This is a genomic window from Anaerolinea thermolimosa, assembly GCF_001050195.2.
Classification (GTDB): Bacteria; Chloroflexota; Anaerolineae; order Anaerolineales; family Anaerolineaceae; genus Anaerolinea; species Anaerolinea thermolimosa.
Window position 1 is genome coordinate 73,215 of record NZ_DF967970.1, and the last position, 16,517, is coordinate 89,731.

The window sequence follows — 16,517 nt, forward strand, 5'->3', positions numbered from 1 at the left end:
GAGAACAAGGATGAACATCGAAAAGAATATCGCCGTCCCTTCTGAAAGGAAGCCCTGGATGGCGCGCAGGGCATTGGCCTGGGCGCGTACCGAAGTCGGCTTTGTGAGTATGGTGATTGTTCTGGTTCTGGTGGTAACGAGTATTCCCTATCTGTTTGCTTTCCTGAGCACCCCGCCCGGAAAGACTTATATGGGAATCATGCTGGATGTGCCCGACCACGCCCAGTATTTCTCGTGGATGCGTGAACTGACCCACGCCAACCTTGCGGCCAACAAAATGACCCCCGAAGTGAATCGTCCGTTGTTCTTCAACCTGCTCTGGTGGGTCATGGGCAGGCTGGGGAAGCTCTTCGGGTTGGGGTATGCGGCCATGTTTCAGGTGCTGCGGGTTGTATCGACCGTTGTCTTCCTCATCCTGGCTTACCGCCTGTGCCGCTTCTTTCTGAAGGAGGATTTGCACCGCCGCACGGCCTTTCTGCTGATCACGTTCACCTCAGGCCTGGGGTGGGTGTGGGTGGTGATTAAATACCTGAACGGCGGTGATCTGCTTTACCCGCTCGATGTCTATGTGGCCGAATCCAATACTTTTCTGGGCATGCTGGGGTACCCTCACTTTATTGCCGCGCTCTGGTATATCTTCGTTTTTGAGCTGGTTTTACGTGGTCAGGCGCGCGGTCAGCTGCGCTATGCCGTAGGTGCGGGGCTTTTTGCCCAGTTCCTGGGCTGGCAACACGCCTACGATCTGGTCTCGATTTACGGGGTGCTTTTTGCCTATGCCGTGCTCCTCACCCTGCGCGACCGGCGGTTGCCGAAGTATTTAATCACCAGCGGGCTGATCATCGGGCTGCTTTCGGTCTGGCCGGCGTTGTATTCGGTGGCGCTGACCTCACTCGATCCGATCTGGAAAGAAGTGCTCCGGCAGTTTGCCAATGCCGGGGTGTATACCCCCAACCTGCTTCATCTGCCCATTCTGTTAGGGGCAGGCTTCTTGCTGGCGTTGTATACGGTCTTGCGGGAAAACCCCTTGAAGTTGAGAGGGCTTAGCGACCCTGACCTTTTCCTGCGCGGCTGGTTTTGGGTGAGTTTTCTTCTGGTTTATCTGCCAGTAGATTACCAGATTCATCTGCTCAACGGCTGGCAGGTGCCTTTTTCTATCCTGGCGACGACCGGGTTGTTCCGGTATGTTGTTCCCTGGCTTGAGAAAGTGCTGGCACAACGCCGCCGGGGTGTAAAAATCGATCCGGGCAGGATCAGCCGCTGGGCGGCTGCCGGGTTGATCGCTCTGGTGTTGCCGACCAACCTGTATCTGTGGGCCTGGCGCTTTATCGACTTAAATCGCCACACCTATCCGTATTACCTTTACAACGAGGAGCTGGCCGCACTGCATTGGCTTGAACAGAACACAAGAGCGGAGGATGTGGTCTTGAGCTCTCTCACCATCGGTCAGTATGTGCCGGCGCTGACCGGGGCACACGCTTTCCTGGCGCACTGGGCGCAAACGGTTGATTTTTATACCCGTTCACGGCAGGTCGAGCAGTTTTTCGCAGGAAAGTTATCTCCCGCGGAGCAAAGGAGTGTCTTCGAATCGGCCAGCGTGGATTACATCTTCTGGGGCCCGGCGGAACGGGAGGTGGGGCAGGTGCCGCCAGGGGGAGAAGAATTAATTATTGTTTATGAGAACCCGCTGGTTACGATCTTTGAGGTGCAGCCATGAACCCCTCGATGCGGCTTCGCCAGGGCCTGGGCCTGGCCGGGCTGGTACTGCTGGTGCTTGCCACCCGGCTGCCCTTCCGCAGTGAGGTGCTTTATCACTGGGATTCGGTGAATTTTGCATACGCGATGAAGGAATTTAACCTGGCCAGAGAACAGCCCCAGCCGCCCGGTTACATTGTCTATGTGTGGCTGTGCCGCTTGGTAGATGGGGTATTTCACGATGCCCAAACCACCATGGTCAGCCTCAGTATTCTGGCGAGTGTGTTTGCGGTGCTGGGAATGTACTTTCTGGGTAAGGAGCTGTATAACTCGCGGACGGGATGGGCGGCTGCCCTGTTTCTGGCGGCTTCTCCGCTCTTCTGGTTTTATGGAGAGATTGCCCTGCCACACACCCTGGATGCCATGTTCGTCATCTGGATCAGCCTGGGGTTGTTGCGAGTGATGCGGGGAGAGCGCGGGTTGATTTTTCCGGTGGTGATCGGGATGGCGATCGCCGGAGGGGTGCGGCAGCAGACGCTGGTTTTTCTGGGGCCGCTGGCGCTTTTTGCCGTGCGGAAACTCGGTCTGAAGCGGCTGGCGGTGGCGGCTGCGCTGGGGGCGGTGCTGTGCCTGGCCTGGTTTGTTCCACTCATTCAACTCAGTGGTGGGCTGCAGGAATATCTGCGGATTGTAGGAGCGTTTACAGATCGCTTTCAGAAGACGACCTCTATTTTTATGGGAGCAGGCTGGGGAGGAGTGCGGAGAAATGCAATCAAATTGATACTCTATTCTGGCTACGGATGGAATATATTATGTATACCGGTGCTGGCCGTGCTGGTTCGTACCTTGCGAGCCAGGAGGTTGCCCCGCCCGGGTGAAAGGTCTGTTTTTCTGGCCCTCTGGGTTTTGCCCGCCGGTTTGTTTTATCTGGTGGTTCACATGGGGCAACAGGGGCTGGTGTTTGTTTTTCTTCCAGCGCTTTTGCTGCTCAGCGCGGCGGCACTGGACAGATGGTTGTGCCGCCAGCCCCCCTTTTTTTGGGCAGGAGTCGTTTTACTGGTGGCGATCAGCGGTTCGATCTTTGCTCTATTGCCTGAATATCCGCTCGGGGCAGGCACCCAGCGATTACTCACCCGGCAAACTTTGCAGAACAACGACCGCTATTTTCTGGAACGTTTTCGGGCTATCCGGCAGAGTTTCCCGCCCGAAAGTTCATCCATTCTGGCCACGAACTGGCACCATGTGGAGTTTTACCTGCCGGAGTATCGGGTCTTTCATTTCGATGTGGGGGCGAAATGGGAAGTCGATGAAGGCCTGTCTGAAAATCAAACGAGACAGCTCGTGGGAATCTCGGACGCAGGGGAGAAGGTTATTCTCTTCGATGCAGAACTTGAACCCTTCAACCGCACCCCTGAACGGGTAGCGTGGGTTGAACTGAGCGGTGGGGATCAACTGGCGGTTCTGCCTTTGTACAACGGGGAGAAGTTATGGATTGGGGTCGATGGCTTTGGTGTTACAGGAAGGTAAGCATTCGATGAAGCATTTCAGAATCTTCCGGGTTGGGCTGGTCTGTCTGGCCTTTTTGCTTGGGGTGTTGCTGCTGGGAAGTGTATCTGGCCGTTCGATGGGGCAAACTGTCAGCTGGGGAACGGCCATTCCCCTCTCGCCAGCCGGCTCGTTTTCCTGGTTTCCGGATATTACCGCAGACCGCTCCGGCAGGGTTCATGTGGCCTGGGCCTCCGGGGTGCCCGGTTTCGATGCGGTGGTCTATACCAGCTCGGTCAATGGCGAGGTGTGGAGTCCGCCCAATGATGTAGCGGCTGTGGCACAGGAGAGCGGCAGTGCCGCCACCCGCCCGGCCATGCTGGTAGACCCGCGTGGGTATCTGCACCTTACTTTTGTGGACACGAAAACCCTGTATTATTCGCGCGCACCCATCTGGAATGCCGGTTCAGCAGCAGCATGGACAGATCGTCAGGTGCTTAGCGGGCAGCAGGTGGCTTATTTTTCTCGTATGGCCATAGACAGCAAGGGGGTTATTCACCTGGTGTATACCGAGAATGCTTCCAGTGTGGCCTGCATGGGTTGTTATCATCTGTATTATCGCCAGTCGGCAGATGCCGGAGAAACCTGGTCTCCGGCGGTGGATATCTCGCTGGAACAGGATGGGGTGGCCAAGCCCACCTTGATCATTGACTCCAAAGACCAGCTCCATGTGGTATGGGAAGGCGGGCAGGGAGGTGGCCTGGGGCAGCTTCCTGACCCAACCACGGTTAAGTACGCCGCTTCCTACGATGGTGGGGTGACCTGGACAAAAGCTACAGCCTTTTCGGTCATCGAAAATCCCAATTTAAAAAATATCACCCTGGGCATTGATCGCGAGAAGCGTCTGGTGGTGGTGTTCTGGGCGTTGCCGTATGACTGGCTGATGTATTCCGTCTCAGAGGATGCCGGAAGAACCTGGTCGGCCCCGGCACAGATTTCCGGCGTATGGGGGGCGGCGGCGGTTTATAAATCCAATCTCGATACCTATTCGATGGCCAGCGATAGCGCGGGTAACCTTCACCTCATCTTTGTAGGCCGAAAGGCCATCGATTCAAAGACGGTAGATGTCCTTGATGTGGTCTGGGATGGTCAAACCTGGTCTTCGCCAACCACGATTGCGGAATATGAGAAGGATGTGCCCGAATGGCCGCGGGTGGCGATCAGTCAGGGCAATCAGATTAATGTGGTGTGGTTTGTACGGGATGAAGCCCATATCTGGGAATCGGATAAGGGGCGTTATCGGGTGTGGTATGCGCGGGGAGTGTCTGCTGCGGCCAGTGAACCCGCTCAGATAATTCCGACCTTTACTCCGGTTTCTCCCACGCCTACACTGGAGGTTTCTCCTCCGCCGCCCTCGCCAGAGGTCACGCCTTCGGAGGTTAATTTCCCGTTGAACCCAACCCTGCGTGCTACCGAGAATGCACCGGGGGGAAATGTGCTTTATGCAGAGCAGGATTATCTGGCGGTGGTGGTTAAAGCAGTGATTCCTTCGGTTCTTTTCCTGGCCGGGGTGGTGTTGATTGCCTTCCTGCGTAAGCGGTAAGGCCCGGTGAAAGTGAAGATGAGTTGACCATGAAGATTTTATTCATCGTTCCTTACGTCCCCAGCCTGATCAGGGTTCGCCCCTATAACCTCATCCGTTATCTGGCGGCGCGCGGTCATGAGATCACCCTGCTGACGCTGTACACCTCACTGGCGGAGAGGGACGATGTGAAAGCCCTGCGCTCGTTTTGCCGCGAGGTTTATGCCCTGCCGCTGCCCCGGTGGCGATCCATGGCCAACAGCCTTCTGGCACTGCCGACCAGCACGCCTCTTCAGGCGATGTATTGCTGGCAACCTGCGTTGAGCCAGCTGGCGCGAGAGCTAATTCAAAAAGATGGGGGGTTCGATCTGGTGCATGTTGAGCACCTGCGCGGTGCGCGTTACGGGCTTGATCTGATGAACATCAAAGCGGCCTCTTCGGCATCCTCCCGGCGCCTGCCGGTGGTCTGGGATAGCGTGGATTGCATCACCCTGCTCTTCAGGCAGGCGGCGGGCCAGAGTCGGCGCCTGCTGAGCCGCTGGCTCACTCATTTTGAACTCGGGCGCACCCCCCGATATGAGGGCTGGCTGACGGGCCAGTTTGACCGGGTGCTGGTCACCTCTTCGCATGACCGCGAGGCACTGGTGGGGCTTATGCGCGGAGGGGCGCTATCGTCTCATGTGCGGGTAATTCCCAACGGGGTGGATCTGGAGTATTACACGCCGCAGAACGGCGATGTTCCCAGAGACCCTGCCACGCTGGTGATCAGCGGCAAGATGAGTTACCACGCTAATGTCACCATGGCGGTAACCTTTGTTGAAGAAGTCCTGCCGCTGATCTGGCAGCGTCACCCTGAAGTGCGCCTGGTGATCGTCGGAAAAGACCCCACTGCCGAAGTGCGGGCACTGGCACGCCATCCTGCAGTGGAAGTAACGGGTACGGTGGCTGATATTCGCCCGTATTTACATCGGGCTACGGTGGCTGTTGCGCCCATTCAATATGGGGCAGGAATTCAAAATAAAGTGCTGGAGGCCATGGCCTGCGGATTGCCGGTGGTCACCACATCCAGGGCGGTTTCAGCCCTGGCGGTGGAAGCCGGTAGAGAGGTGCTCATCGCCGATACGCCGCAGGAGTTCGCTGCGTTGGTGATCCGTCTTCTCGAGGATCCGGCCTATCGCGAACAGATTGCCCGGACCGGCCGTTGCTATGTTGAAGAGAATCATCCCTGGCCGAAGGTGATTGAGCGGCTGGAGGAGGTCTACGATGAGATTGTCTAATACAAGGGCTTTCCCTTTTGAGTATGAAACGGTGCAGAGTCGCATCTCACAGGCCAAGCAATCGCTGGTGCATGCCCACCAGTGGAAGCTTTTTGTGCTGGCTCTGATTCTGCTGGATTTTCTGTCGGTCGGCCTGGCGTTCAGAGTGGCTTATTTTGTCCGGTTCAATCTGGGCTTCCCGCTCTTTCGGCTGGAGGTCGTTCCGAATTATGAGTTTTACATCCACCTTGTCTATGTTTTGATCCCGGGCTGGCTGCTTCTCTACGCCTTTTTCGGGCTTTATAACCGGCAATATCTGCTCTCGGGCACGCGCGAGTACGCACGCATCTTTTCTGCCACGTTGACGGGAATGCTGCTGGTGATTGTGGTGGGGTTTTTAGGGCCAGATTTCGTGGTGGCGCGCGGCTGGCTGGTGGCCTCATGGCTTCTGGCGTTCCTCTTCACCAGCGGTGGGCGTTTCCTGGTGCGGCGGCTTATCCGCATCTTTCGTGAAAAAGGGTTCTTCATTGCTCCGGCGCTGATCATCGGGGCGAACGAAGAGGGGCAGTTGCTGGCCGAGCAGCTTTCGGATTGGAAGTATTCTGGCCTGAATGTGCTGGGGTATGTAGATAACCATCCCCCTGCCGAAGGGTCTATGGGGGCTCATCCTCTGCCTTACCTTGGCGGGACGCCCGCCCTGGATGAACTGGTACGCCGCTTTGGCATCGAAGAGCTGGTGGTGGCCACCAGTGCCATTTCGAGGGAAGACCTGCTCGACCTGTTCAAGAAATACGGAGTGGGAAGCGGAGTGAACCTGCGCCTTTCTTCCGGTCTGTATGAAATTATTACAACCGGGCTGGATGTGACCGAAATTGCCAGTGTACCTCTGGTAAAGGTGAATAAGGTAAGGCTAACCGGGGTCGACAGGGTGCTTAAGAACCTCATGGATTACAGTATCGCGCTGTTGCTGATGATCCCATTGCTTCCAGTGATGGGGATCATTGCCCTGTTGATTAAGCTCGATTCTCCCGGCCCGGTGATCCACCGCCGACGGGTGATGGGGGTCAATGGTAAAACCTTCGATGCCTTCAAGTTCCGCACCATGTACGTCAACGGGGACGAAATTCTGGAACAATATCCTGAGCTCAAGGAAGAACTGGCGCGCACGCATAAGCTCAAGGATGATCCGCGGGTCACGCGGGTGGGTAAATTCCTGCGGAAGTTCAGCTTGGACGAGCTTCCTCAGTTATTCAACGTACTGCGGCACGAAATGTCCATCGTTGGGCCGCGGATGATCTCTCCGGCGGAGATCAACGAGTATCGAAAGTATGGCATCAACCTGCTGACTGTGCGCCCGGGCATTACCGGCCTGTGGCAGGTGAGCGGGCGGTCAGACGTCAGTTACGATGAGCGCGTCAGGCTGGATATGTATTACATCCGCAACTGGACGGTCTGGCTTGATCTGCAATTGCTTTTACGCACCATCCCGGCGGTCATCAAAGGGAGAGGGGCTTACTGAGTTTTGTGAAAAGAGGCTTATGATCATCGTACAGGCGCCCTTGCGCATTAGTTTCTTCGGAGGCGGTACCGACTTCCCTGATTTTTACCGGCAGGAGGGGGGATGTGTGCTGACCTCGACGATTGATAAGTACATTTTTGTGACGATCAAGAACCGGTTCGATGCCAAGCTACGCGTGGGGTATACCCAGACCGAAATGGTGGACACGGTGGATGAACTCAAACATGAGTTGATCCGCGAGGCATTGCGCCTCACAGGGATCAGCCAGGGGGTGGAGATTACCACCATGGGAGACATTCCTTCAGCGGGCTCGGGGCTGGGGTCTTCGAGCGCCGTCACGGCTGGAGCGTTGCTGGCCATGTACACCTACCTGGGTGAGACGGTAACTGCCGAACAGCTGGCGCGTGAGGCCTGTCAGATTGAAATTGAACGTCTACAGAAGCCCATCGGGGTGCAGGATCAGTACGCGATTGCTTATGGCGGGTTGCGTTTCTTTGAATTCCGCCCCGATGGACAGGTGATTGGAACGAGGATTCCTATCTCGGCAGACCTGAAACGGCAACTGGACGAAAACTTCCTTCTGTTCTACACCGGTGTGGGGCGGCAGGCCGATTCGATCCTCACCGAGCAGAAGGCGAACATCCAGGACCGGCTTCAGGTGTTACGTGAAATGAGAGAAATGGCCTGTCTGGCAAGAAAAGAACTGGAACATGGTAATCTGGACGCCATCGGGAGTATGCTTGACCAGGCCTGGAAATTAAAAAAGAAACTGGCCAGCCGCATCAGCAATGGTGAGATTGATGCCCTGTACGACACGGCCAGAAAGGCCGGCGCCCTGGGTGGTAAAATCACTGGAGCAGGGGGCGGGGGTTTTCTTTTGTTGTATTGCCCGCGAGAGCGCCAGGATGCTGTGCGCCACGCTATGGGCCATCTTCAGGAATTGCCATTCCGCCTGGAGCGGGATGGCGTGAAAGTCATCTTTAATTATCGACGTTGATGTTTAAGGGAGGAGTCATATGGACAACATCCGGAAATATATTAATGATTTGCATCAGACCCTCGACCTCATCCCCATGACGGCTATTCAGGAGATGGTAGACGTGCTCGTCAGAGCGCGATTGCATGACCACCAGGTTTTTGTGATGGGCAATGGCGGGAGTGCCACCACGGCTTCTCATTTTGTGTGTGACCTGGCTAAAAACACACGCGTTTCGGGATTGCCTCATTTTCGGGTGATCGGCCTGACCGACAATGTGGCTTCGATTACAGCCTATGCCAATGATGAAGGCTATGAGATGATCTTTTCTCAACAGCTGGCCGGGCTGGTGCGGGAAGACGATGTGGTGATTGCCATTTCGGCCAGCGGGAACTCGCCCAATGTGCTCAAAGCAGTAGAGCTTGCCAACATGGCCAATGCCTTTACAATCGGGTTAACAGGGTTCAACGGTGGTAAGCTGGGCGGAATGGTGAAACTCCATGTACATGTGCCTTCCAACCGTATTGAACAGGTGGAGGATATTCATCTGATGATTGAGCACATGGTCATTTCCACCATTCGGGAGATGACTCAATCCAAACCGTTCATTGAACAGCTGGCGGCTCTGTTTGGCGCCTCTAACCGCTTGGCTGCTTCCAGGGTGGATAGCAGGCCCATCCGCAATACTTACGATCTCTTGAATGCCATCAGTCAGGAAATGAACAACTACACCGAAGTTTATGATCTGTTGCAACGTATCCTTCAACTGACGGTGGAAAGCATCGGGGCTACAAGTGGGAGTTTCCTGGTGGTGGATGAAAATGGCAATATTACCGATGGCATTCTGGCATATGCGGGCAAGGTACAGCCTGGCATCAAACAACAACTGGTGGATGTATTCAAAGAGGGCCTGGCTGGCTGGGTGATCAAAAATCAGGCATCGGCGCTGGTTCCTGATACGCAGAATGACCCGCGCTGGCTGCCGCGAGCCTGGGAAATTGGCCGGCATGGATCACGTTCGGTGATCAGTGTTCCTCTCATTGCGCGCAACCGGGTGACCGGTGTGTTGACTCTGGCGCGAAACGATACCAGCCAGTTCACTGAGGATGATCTTTCTCTGCTCACAACGGTGGCGGTGTTTCTCACATTCCAGATTTTCAACCGGCAAAGGTAATTCCTATGGATATTCGTCCCTACCTGGCTCCGATCTTTAAATGGTGGTGGCTCCTCCTGGCAGCTGCGGCGCTGGCAACCGGCACAGCCTATTTCATCCTGCGTGATCAACCCGCGGTATACACGGCACGTACCACGCTGATGATCGGGCGGACACTTTTGGAAGCCAACCCCTCGAGCAACGATTTCTGGCTCAATCAGCAGTTGAGCAGTTTGTATTCCGATATGGCCTATCGCGAGCCAGTGCAGGAGGGAGTGAAAAAAGCTCTGGGAATGACCTGGTTGCCCAAGTATGTGGTCAAGACGTTTGGAAATGGCCAGTTCATCGAGATTGACGTGATTGATACCAGCCCGGAGCGCGCCATGCATGTGGCGTCTGAGCTGGCCAACCAGTTGATTCTGGTCAGTCCGGGCAGTAAGGAAGTAAATTCGAATAATGAGGCTTTCATACAGGAGCAGCTCCAGAAGCTTCAGGAGCAGATCGTGGCGACCGAGAAAGAACTGGTTGCCAGGCAGGATTCTCTGGGAGGGCTGACCAGTGCCCACGAGATAGAACAGGCCAAGGCCGAGTTGCGTACCCTGGAGGATAAGCTCAGCCTGTTGCGCACCAACTACGCTAATCTGCTTTCCAGCAGTAAGGAGAACATCACCAATATCTTGCAGGTCATTGAGCCAGCTTCGCTGCCCGTCAGACCGACCGGTCCCAATCGTTATCTGATCATCGCTCTGTGTGGCATGGCGGGGCTGGTTCTGGGAGCAGGCTGTGCCTATTTGCTGGAGTATCTCGATGAAGCCATTCAGAACCCGGAAGAGCTGGCCCGGTTGATAGACGCTCCTATCGTGGGGTATATCTCTGACCTGGGGCGCAAAGCCAATGCCAGCCTCTATGTGGCCAGGCATCCCCGTTCACTCATGGCAGAAGCCTTCCGAACCCTGCGCGCGAACATTGAACTGCAAAACCTGGATAACGGCCCCCTGGCGTTGCTGATCACCAGTCCTGATACCGGAGACGGGAAAACCTCGGTGGCGGCCAACCTCGCGGTGAGCTTCTCACAGGGCGGGAAAAGGGTCATTCTGGTGGATGGCGATTTGCGGAAGCCTTCGTTGCATGAGTTCTTTGACATTTCAGACCGTCGTGGGTTGACCGATGTTCTGCAAGGCAAGCTCAGTGTGGAGAAGGCGCTTCGCACCTGGGACGGCGGCGGTCTGCGGCTGATCACCGTAGGCGATGAAGCCGTGCTCCCCGATCTGCTGCTCACGGCCGAGAAGGTGGAAAATCTTCTGTGTGAATTAAAACCCCTGGCGGATATTATTTTGATCGATAGCTCGCCCTTCCTGGTCTCAGATGCGATGATCTTTGCCGCCAAAGTGGATGGCGTGATTACTGTTATCCGTCCTGGCTATACCAGCCGGGAAATGGCGCGGGTGATGAAAGAGCGGATTGCCATGGCGGGTGGAAAGATCATCGGTGTGGTGCTGAACCGCATTCCATTAAAGCGCATCGGGTATTATGGCGGGTATCGTTATTACCTGCCTTACGGGTATTATGAGAAGAAAAAGAAGCGCGAAGAAGACGAAGATAAAAAAGTGCCCAAGAAAAGCGAGTTGACTTTTTCAGGCAAGTAAGAGGGGGAGTATCCTTCCTGAAGGGCGCTTTTTTACCGGCGATTGTAAGGCAAAAGCAAGGTAATTATGGAGTTTAGCAATCTCCATTATGATAAAATCATTAAAAGGGTCAGGCTGATATGCTGAAAAGGTCGGGTTTCTCTGCCGAAAGCCGTCCCTCACAGTCAGATCAGCGGGTGATTTTCCTCTTATTATTTTATAAAAAGGAGAGCTTGATTTATGAAACGCCATCCATGGATAGTTGGACTGCTGATTCTGGCGATGGTGAGCATGGCCTGTGCGTTTACAGGGGGCGGAGGTTCTCAGCCTACGGAGACCCCGGCCCCGGTTGCGACCAGCACCCCGGAGCCCACAGCTACGGTTTCTAATGTGGTTTCGAGCCTTGAGCAGGTTAAAAAGGCCACGGTTCAGATCGAAGCTCAGGGAACTTTTGTAGACCCTCAGGTGGGCACCGTTTACAATGCCGCCGGGCGGGGAACGGGCTTTATCATCGACCCCTCGGGGCTGGCGGTGACCAATAACCATGTGGTCACAGGCGCCGCGCTGTTAAAGGTCTGGGTAGGCGGTGAGCGTGAGCCGCGTTCGGCAAAGGTGCTTGGCGTTTCGGAATGCTGGGATCTGGCGTTGATCGACATTGAGGGTGAGGGGTATCCTTATCTGGAGATATATACCGGCTCGGTGGAGCCCGGCCTTGAGGTTTATGCGGCGGGATTCCCCCTGGGCGACCCGGAATACACCCTCACCAAGGGGATTGTCTCCAAAGCCAGGGCCAATGGCGAGAGCTACTGGGCTTCGGTTCCGGCAGTGATCGAGCATGACGCGCGCATTCGCGGAGGAAATTCAGGCGGCCCGCTGGTCGATGCCACCGGGAAGGTGGTGGGAATCAATTATGCTGGCAACGATCGATACGACCAGAACTTTGCCATCCGCGCTCAGGAAGCCATGTCGGTCGTCGAGAAGCTCAAAGAAGGCGATTTTGAATCCATCGGGGTTAACGGCCAGGCGGTGACCTCGGAAGATGGTTCCCTCTCCGGAATCTGGGTGTCTTCGGTGAAATCGGGTTCTCCGGCGGATAAGGCGGGGGTCAAAGGCGGCGACATTATCACCACCATGGAAGGGTTGATCCTGGCCACGGATGGCTCGATGAAAGATTACTGTGGCATTCTACGTACCCGCAATGAAACCGACACCATTTCCATCGAGGTGCTGCGTTTTGCCTCCAGTGAGTATCTGGCGGGCCAGCTGAACGGCAAGCCCCTGGAGACAAGTTTTTCCTTCGCCGGTGAACTGGGCGGCCAGACGGAGAGTACTACAGAGAACTACAGCGGGTTTGTTACCGTGCAGGATGATTACAATTCGATCCAGGTGAACATTCCGGCGACGTGGAGTGAGGTGGATGGCAGTGCGTGGGTGCTGGATGGTGAAATTATCGGCGCCAGCATTACCGCGGCGGCAAGTCTGTACAACTTCAATAACGCCTGGGATGAACCGGGTGTCTTCTTTGCTGTTTCGGATGACCTGGCCAAACTGGGGGGGTATATTCAGATTCTTGACCTGTATCGTGACGGCCTCAGGGCCGATTGTGACTATGCCGGTCGCTATGATTACAAAGACAGTGCTTTTGAGGGTGCGTATGATGTCTTTGAAAAGTGCGCGGGGACTACCAATACGGTAGTGTTGCTTTCGGCTCGCCCCCAGCAAAATAAGACGGCCTTCCTGGTCACCCTTATGGTGAATATCATGAGCGATGCCGATCTGGCCGCTCTGGATGAAATTCGGCGCACCTTTGATGTCATTGGCCCTCTGCCCTGATACGAGGGCTGAACGGCGCTGAACCTAAGGCGGGCAGGGAAACCCCTGCCCGCCTTTTTTACTCCGGTGTGATTCAGACGGTGCCTGTTTCCTGGCGAATATCGATGATTTTTTCTACAAGGGGCTCGAAGGCCTGTTTGAGTTCATCCAGGGGCACGTCGGCCACTTTGAAGGTGAGGGTGCGCGTCTGGCTGCTCTCTCCCTGGATGGCTCCCATGCCGTGAATATTGCCGCCCAGCCGGTAAATGGCGCCCGCCAGTTCATAGAGCTTGCCGGGAGTGTCGGGCACTTCTACCGTGATGCGCACACCTGCAGAGCGGGCGCCGAGCATTTCCAGGAAGATTTTGAAGATGTCGGTTTCGGTGATCATCCCTACCAGGCGTTCTCCGCGCATCACCGGCAACCCGCCGATTTTTTTATCGGCCATCAGGCTGGCGGCTTCTTCGACGGTGGTGTCTTCGGTGGTGGTGATCACTTCGCGGGTCATGACCCGTTCCACGGTGATTTTTGAAAGAAGATAATTGATCTCCCAGACGCTGAGCGTGGTGGCTTCTGAGGGTGAGGCGTTCATCAGGTCTGAGTCGGTCACAATGCCGATCAATTTGCCGCGTTTATCGAGCACAGGATAGCGGCGCACTTTATCTTTCCGCATCCGGGCGAGCGCATCCTGCACCGGCACGTCCGGGGTGATGGTCAGCACAGGGTGAGACATGCGTTCTCCAACAAACATGGTGGAATCCTCCTTCTGAAGTACATGCGGATGGTCTGCCTTCTATTGTAAACCGGAATGCGCGCGGATGCAGCAGCTTGGTATAATGCGCCTATGTCTTCTCATCCAAAAGTGCATGGAGCGCAAGACGCATTGCTTCTGCTGGTGTTTTTGCTGGCGCTTGGCGGCCTGGGAGGGGTGTTCTTCTGGATACAATCAGGGGTAGGCGCTTCAACCGAAGGGGCTTCCCCGACGCCATCAGCCTCCCTGCCCCCTTCGGTCACGCCATGGCCAACCCTGACACCTTCCGAAACGCCCACCCCCAGTCCCTGGCCGACGGTTACGCCTTCGCCCACTCCTCTCAATCCGTTAAGTTGCCTGGCGCCTGATGCGCCGCGTACTGAGGGACAGGTGAGCGCGGTGGTGAGCGGGTCTGTCATTGAGGTCAAGGAAGGTGGACGGCGGTATTTTGTGCGCTATCTGGGGGTAGACCCGGTGGGCGATGGCCAGGCTTCCGCGGCCTTCAACCGCCAGCTGGTTGAAGGGCAAAGGGTGACACTGGTCTCTGATCTTGTAGATCTGGACGAGCGGGGGAACCGCCTGCGTTATGTGCTGGTGGGAGATGTGCTGGTCAATTTTGAGCTGATTCGGCGAGGGCTGGCCCTGCCGGGGTTTTCTCCGCCAGCGCAGACCTGCCAGGCGGTGTTGTTAGCCGCAGAGGCCCTGGCACGGCAGGAGAAGCTTGGCTACTGGGGGCTGGCCGAGGGCACCCCGATGCTTCCGGGGGGCACCCTCTCTGAGTCGGGGTGCGATTGCACCGTGCGCTATACCTGTGCTGATTTTTCCAGTCAATCGGCGGCACAGGCCTGTTACAACGCCTGTGGAGATTACCGGAATACCGGGCTTGACCCCGATCATAACGGGCTGGCCTGCGATGAATGAGGTTTTAGAAACGATGACGGAACAGGAAAAGTTGATCCTTCTTACCAATGATGATGGCATTCAATCTCCGGGAATTGCCGCCGCCGCCCGTTCTCTGCGGGAACTGGGCCGGTTGGTGGTGGCTGCTCCCCGCGAACAGCAAACCAGTGCCGGGCGCAGCCTGCCGGTGACGACAGACGGGAAGATCGAACGGGTGACGCTCGACTCGCTGGAGGACGTGGAGGCCTACGCGGTGGGCGGCACCCCTGCTCAGGCAGTATTACACGCTCTTCTGGAGATTCTGCCGCGCCGGCCTGACCTGGTGGTGTCGGGGATTAATTACGGTGAGAATGTGGGCAGTGGCGTGACAATTTCGGGGACGGTGGGGGCGGCAATGGAGGCTGCTGCGCTGGGTGTGCCGGCGCTGGCGGTTTCTTTGCAGATCTTCAGCGAAGACTGGTACGCCTATCACGACCTGGACTTCAGTGTAGCGGCGGATTTTACCGCGCGTTTTGCCCGCGCGATGCTCTCACGCTCCCTGCCTGCCGATGTGGATCTGCTTAAGGTGGATATTCCCGCAGATGCTACCCCGCAGACTCCCTGGCGGGTGACAAGGCAGTCACGCCAGCGGTATTACATGCCCTACCTGATCCGTGAGGGAGGCTGGCAGGAACGAGGGTTCGTCTCGGCCAGGGTGCAGGTGGATGAAACCTCGCTGGAGCCCGATTCGGATATTTATGCGCTGGTGTTTGACCGGGTGATTTCGGTCACACCGATCAGCATTGACCTGACTTCGCGGACAGACTTCACCACCCTGGAGATGCTCTTCGAAGGGACGTAAAAAAACCCCCCGGGCCGATATGCCCGGGGGAGTGGGTGAGCCGAGAAGGGAGTGGTTACTTAATCTCGTAGCTGAGGTTGACATCCACGCTGATCTGTAACTGCCCGGCGCTGACGGGCACCTGCCCGCTGGCCCCAACCCCGCCTTTCATGTCGTACATGACAGCCGGGCCAGAGCTGGCATAGCTATTCATCGAGATCAGATCGCCCAGTTGCACCCCGGCGGCAGCGGCCAGTTCCTGCGCCTGCCGCTGGGCGTCTTCTACGGCCAGCTTGCGCGCTTCGGTAATGGCGGCGGTTTTATCGAGCACATCAAAGTTGATGCTGTTGATGGTGTTGGCGCCTGAACGGACGGCGGCGTCGAGTAACTTGCCCAGGATGCTCAGGTCACGCACGGTCACATTGACCACGTTATCGACCATGTAGATCGTGCCGGTGAGCTTGCCTTCGTTATCGAATTGCTGTTGAGGGAAGATATTGAAGGCAGAGGTCTGAATGTCTTTTTCGTCGATGCCCAGTTCTTTCAGGGTATTGGCGATGGCCTGGGCTTTGGCGTTGTTCTGATTCAGAGCGTCGGTCACGTTCTCGGCCTGGCTGTGTACACCGACATTCACATACGCCACATCAGGGGCGAGGTAGACCTTCCCGTTGCCAGAAACATTGAGTTGCCGGGGGTAAGGAATGCTGGAATCCCTGGAGGTTGTGATAGGCGCCGCCTGGCAGGCCGAGAGGGCCAGAACCAGGATCAGTCCGAGGAAGAGAAGTACGGATAAACGGTTGTGTTTCATAACAGGTCTCCTGTGGTAGTAGGTTATTCTGCAGGTAAGACGCACCCAATGGCTAAAAGTTCCCATTGAGACGATTATTTTGAACGAATAACAGAATAGAATTACAGTATAATGGAAGAAACAAATGTTCTAGGTGAG

Annotated in this window: 13 protein-coding genes; 11 read left to right on the forward strand and 2 right to left on the reverse strand. The window is 56.1% G+C overall.

Annotated elements, in window-relative coordinates:
• Positions 1-10 precede the first annotated feature (10 nt).
• The 9 genes from ATHL_RS18465 to ATHL_RS18505 all read left to right on the forward strand — a co-directional run bounded on the left by ATHL_RS18465 (position 11) and on the right by ATHL_RS18505 (position 13,121).
• Entirely contained in the window at positions 11-1,714 is a 1,704-nt protein-coding gene (locus tag ATHL_RS18465) for a hypothetical protein (RefSeq protein WP_162787812.1), read from the forward strand.
• Complete coding sequence (locus ATHL_RS18470; RefSeq protein ID WP_062196574.1) at positions 1,711-3,219, forward strand: glycosyltransferase family 39 protein; 1,509 nt, start codon at positions 1,711-1,713, stop codon at positions 3,217-3,219. Before ATHL_RS18465 ends, ATHL_RS18470 begins: the two co-directional genes overlap by 4 nt.
• Positions 3,220-3,226: 7 nt before the next feature.
• Positions 3,227-4,780: a sialidase family protein gene (locus ATHL_RS18475; protein ID WP_062196576.1), complete on the forward strand. Its 1,554-nt coding sequence runs from the start codon at positions 3,227-3,229 to the stop codon at positions 4,778-4,780.
• 29 nt (positions 4,781-4,809) lie between these two features.
• Positions 4,810-6,036, forward strand: coding sequence for a glycosyltransferase (locus ATHL_RS18480; protein WP_062196578.1), 1,227 nt, complete (start codon positions 4,810-4,812; stop codon positions 6,034-6,036).
• On the forward strand, positions 6,023-7,534 hold the full coding sequence (locus ATHL_RS18485; RefSeq protein ID WP_084001731.1) for a sugar transferase: 1,512 nt from the start codon (positions 6,023-6,025) through the stop codon (positions 7,532-7,534). The genes ATHL_RS18480 and ATHL_RS18485 overlap by 14 nt, the downstream gene beginning before the upstream one ends.
• A 19-nt stretch (positions 7,535-7,553) precedes the next feature.
• Positions 7,554-8,531 (forward strand): GHMP family kinase ATP-binding protein, encoded by a 978-nt coding sequence (locus tag ATHL_RS18490; RefSeq protein WP_062196580.1) that lies wholly within the window; start codon positions 7,554-7,556, stop codon positions 8,529-8,531.
• Between the two features lie 19 nt (positions 8,532-8,550).
• Positions 8,551-9,684 carry a GAF domain-containing protein gene (locus ATHL_RS18495; protein ID WP_062196582.1) on the forward strand — a complete coding sequence of 378 codons (1,134 nt, stop codon included), beginning with the start codon at positions 8,551-8,553 and terminating at the stop codon, positions 9,682-9,684.
• Between the two features lie 5 nt (positions 9,685-9,689).
• Complete coding sequence (locus ATHL_RS18500; RefSeq protein ID WP_062196583.1) at positions 9,690-11,309, forward strand: tyrosine-protein kinase domain-containing protein; 1,620 nt, start codon at positions 9,690-9,692, stop codon at positions 11,307-11,309.
• 219 nt (positions 11,310-11,528) lie between these two features.
• Positions 11,529-13,121, forward strand: coding sequence for a S1C family serine protease (locus tag ATHL_RS18505; RefSeq protein ID WP_062196585.1), 1,593 nt, complete (start codon positions 11,529-11,531; stop codon positions 13,119-13,121).
• Between the two features lie 73 nt (positions 13,122-13,194).
• Here ATHL_RS18505 and ATHL_RS18510 read toward each other — a convergent pair whose 3' ends face one another.
• Positions 13,195-13,851 (reverse strand): CBS and ACT domain-containing protein, encoded by a 657-nt coding sequence (locus ATHL_RS18510; RefSeq protein ID WP_062196587.1) that lies wholly within the window; start codon positions 13,849-13,851, stop codon positions 13,195-13,197.
• A 93-nt stretch (positions 13,852-13,944) separates the two neighbouring features.
• Here ATHL_RS18510 and ATHL_RS18515 point away from each other — a divergent pair, with 93 nt between their 5' ends.
• Positions 13,945-14,772 carry a thermonuclease family protein gene (locus tag ATHL_RS18515; RefSeq protein WP_062196589.1) on the forward strand — a complete coding sequence of 276 codons (828 nt, stop codon included), beginning with the start codon at positions 13,945-13,947 and terminating at the stop codon, positions 14,770-14,772.
• Positions 14,765-15,592 carry a 5'/3'-nucleotidase SurE gene (surE, locus tag ATHL_RS18520; RefSeq protein WP_084001733.1) on the forward strand — a complete coding sequence of 276 codons (828 nt, stop codon included), beginning with the start codon at positions 14,765-14,767 and terminating at the stop codon, positions 15,590-15,592. Before ATHL_RS18515 ends, surE begins: the two co-directional genes overlap by 8 nt.
• Before the next feature lie 55 nt (positions 15,593-15,647).
• Here the strand turns inward: surE and ATHL_RS18525 are convergent, their stop codons facing one another.
• Positions 15,648-16,379, reverse strand: a complete 732-nt coding sequence (locus ATHL_RS18525) for an SIMPL domain-containing protein (RefSeq protein ID WP_062196593.1) — start codon at positions 16,377-16,379, stop codon at positions 15,648-15,650.
• Positions 16,380-16,517: the final 138 nt, after the last annotated feature.